At 59.7% G+C, this 2,124-nt stretch carries 2 protein-coding genes; both read right to left on the bottom strand.

Annotated features, from left to right (window positions below; genetic code table 11):
• On the bottom strand, window positions 1-852 hold an 852-nt coding region (locus EN750_RS31260), incomplete at its 3' end, for a phytanoyl-CoA dioxygenase family protein (protein WP_245482865.1).
• Window positions 853-1,020: 168 nt separating this feature from the next.
• Window positions 1,021-2,124, bottom strand: a 1,104-nt coding sequence (locus EN750_RS31265; RefSeq protein ID WP_145968091.1) for an O-antigen ligase family protein, incomplete at its 5' end; no start/stop codon positions are given.

The following is a 2,124-nucleotide window of genomic DNA, read 5'->3' on the forward strand; positions in this document are numbered from 1 at the left end:
GTCGTACATCGGTCCCGGCTCCTCGAAGAGCTTTTCGTATTTGCACAGTGCCGGCGTCTTGCCGAGCGGCACCGAAACACCGTCCCTGAACGCCCATTCGCCACGTTGCGTCGTATCGGCCCGCACATAGCTGGACAACGTAAAGGCCCGGTCGTGCCGCGATTTGTTGGGCGAGGAGCCGTGCACGGTAAGCAGCCCCCATAAAGCAAGGTCGCCCGGCTCCAGCACCAGCGGAACGATGGTCGCCGGGTCGATGCCGACCTTGCGCAACTCTTCTTCGGCGGTCAGGCCCTTCATCAGCTCGCCGGCTCCCTCGTCCGACAGGCCGAGATAGCCGAGCTTGTGGCTGCCGGGCACGACCTGAAGGCAGCCATTGTCCAGCGTCGCCCGATCGACCGCGAGGCCTGTTGTCACGGTGGCGTCGGCGACATTGTCGAAGGCGGCCTGGTTACGGAAGCGCAGATCCTGGTGGAAGCGATAACCCGTGACATTGGCGCCGGGCGGCTTCCAGTGCAGCTGTTGGGCGATCTGCCTTATGTCACGGCCGATCAGGCCCTCGAGCAGCTTCAGATAGTCGGGATTGCGGCGGAATTCTTCGAAATAGGAATTGATCCAGGAAAACCAGTAAGCCTGCAGCACATAGCGTTGGCCAAAGTCCGATTCAGGCAGGATCTGGAAATTCAGGTTGCCGTGCCGGAAGGTGGCGTGATGCTTGAGGCCTTCGGCATAGACCGCATCGGTTTCCTTCTTCAGCCGGATCATCTCGTCGCCGTCGACGAATTGTCGAACGACCGCGTATCCTTCCTCGCGGTACTGCTCCACCGCCTCGCGTGCCTGCCTGTCCGTCAGCATGTCCGTGACAACCCCTGTCTGTGATCCGTGTCGATCGTAACGAAGGGGTTGCCGGCGATAAGCCATGGATTTTGGCATCGACTTTCCCGATTATCGGGAAATTGAGCGGGGCGTCAAAGGTGCATCGGTCGCAATCGGCTGGTCAGATATGTGCTGCGCCGGCAGGCCCTAAAAATAGGTTCGCGGCGCGACAAGGTTCTTCTGCTGGCGAACATAAAAACAATAGAAGCCGAACGCCGCGGCAAACCACATGAAGGCCTCGCCCATGGCCAGCCGGTTGTTGGAATTGGTAAGGATGGTTAGGGCGAAGAAGGCCAGTGTGGAGATGTAGCAGGACCATGCGGCCGGAGCGACAAGCTTGGCTCGCATGGCCAGCAGAACCTGCCTGGCCGACCAGGTGTAGAGAAAGGCAAAGAACGCCAGTCCGACCACCCCATAACGCACGGCAATCTCCAGATAACCATTATGGAAGACGTTGAAGATCATGGGATGATAGGTTCTGTTCTGCCATTCGGTCAGCCAGCTGGAACTGGCTCCGAAGATCGGGTGGCGCTTCCAGATGTTGATCGCATCCGCCCACAGCATCAGCCTCTCCTTGGCTGCAAGCGGAACCGCGTCGCTCGCGATGGCGCGGTCGAATGCGGGGAGGACCCCATGCCTGAACACATCCGGAACCAAGGTTTTGATGAACGTCATGGTGTCGTCGGCGGTGGACGAGAAGATGTTGTGTGCCGCGACAATGCCGGCCGCCACGATCACCAGCACGCCACCCGAAACCAACAGTTCGCGGCGATGGCCTCTCGCCAGGGTCATGACCGCCAACAAGAGCAGAGCGAGCGCAAGCGCAAGCCACACTCCCTTTGAGCGCATCTCGATGATATTGACGAGGGCAAGCAGCAGGACGGCTGTCGACAGGGCCCAATGCAGGTTCTTGGTTGCTTTCCCGAGATCCGTTCTCTGCGCCGAGTAGGCCATGAATTGCAGCGTGCAGAGGAAGATGAAACCGGCCGCCACCGACGCGTGGATGGGATTGTTGAAAAGCCACGGGGCCGGTTGGACGCCTTGAAACATGTCCGAATAGAAGGTGTCCGCCGCCAGGAAGACGAGACTGAGGATCATGAACCAGAGCACGAGCCGTGCGGGCTGCCTGACAAACAGCAGAAACGCGAAGCCGGTCGTCGCGTAGAACAGCGGAAACATGTAAATGCCTTCGGCGCCACCCAACTGGCGGGTGCCGAAATAGACGATCGCCAGTCGGATGAAGACGTAGAG

Origin of the sequence: Mesorhizobium sp. M7A.F.Ca.ET.027.03.2.1 (assembly GCF_003999175.1) — a bacterium.
In the GTDB taxonomy this organism is placed as follows: Bacteria; Pseudomonadota; Alphaproteobacteria; order Rhizobiales; family Rhizobiaceae; genus Mesorhizobium.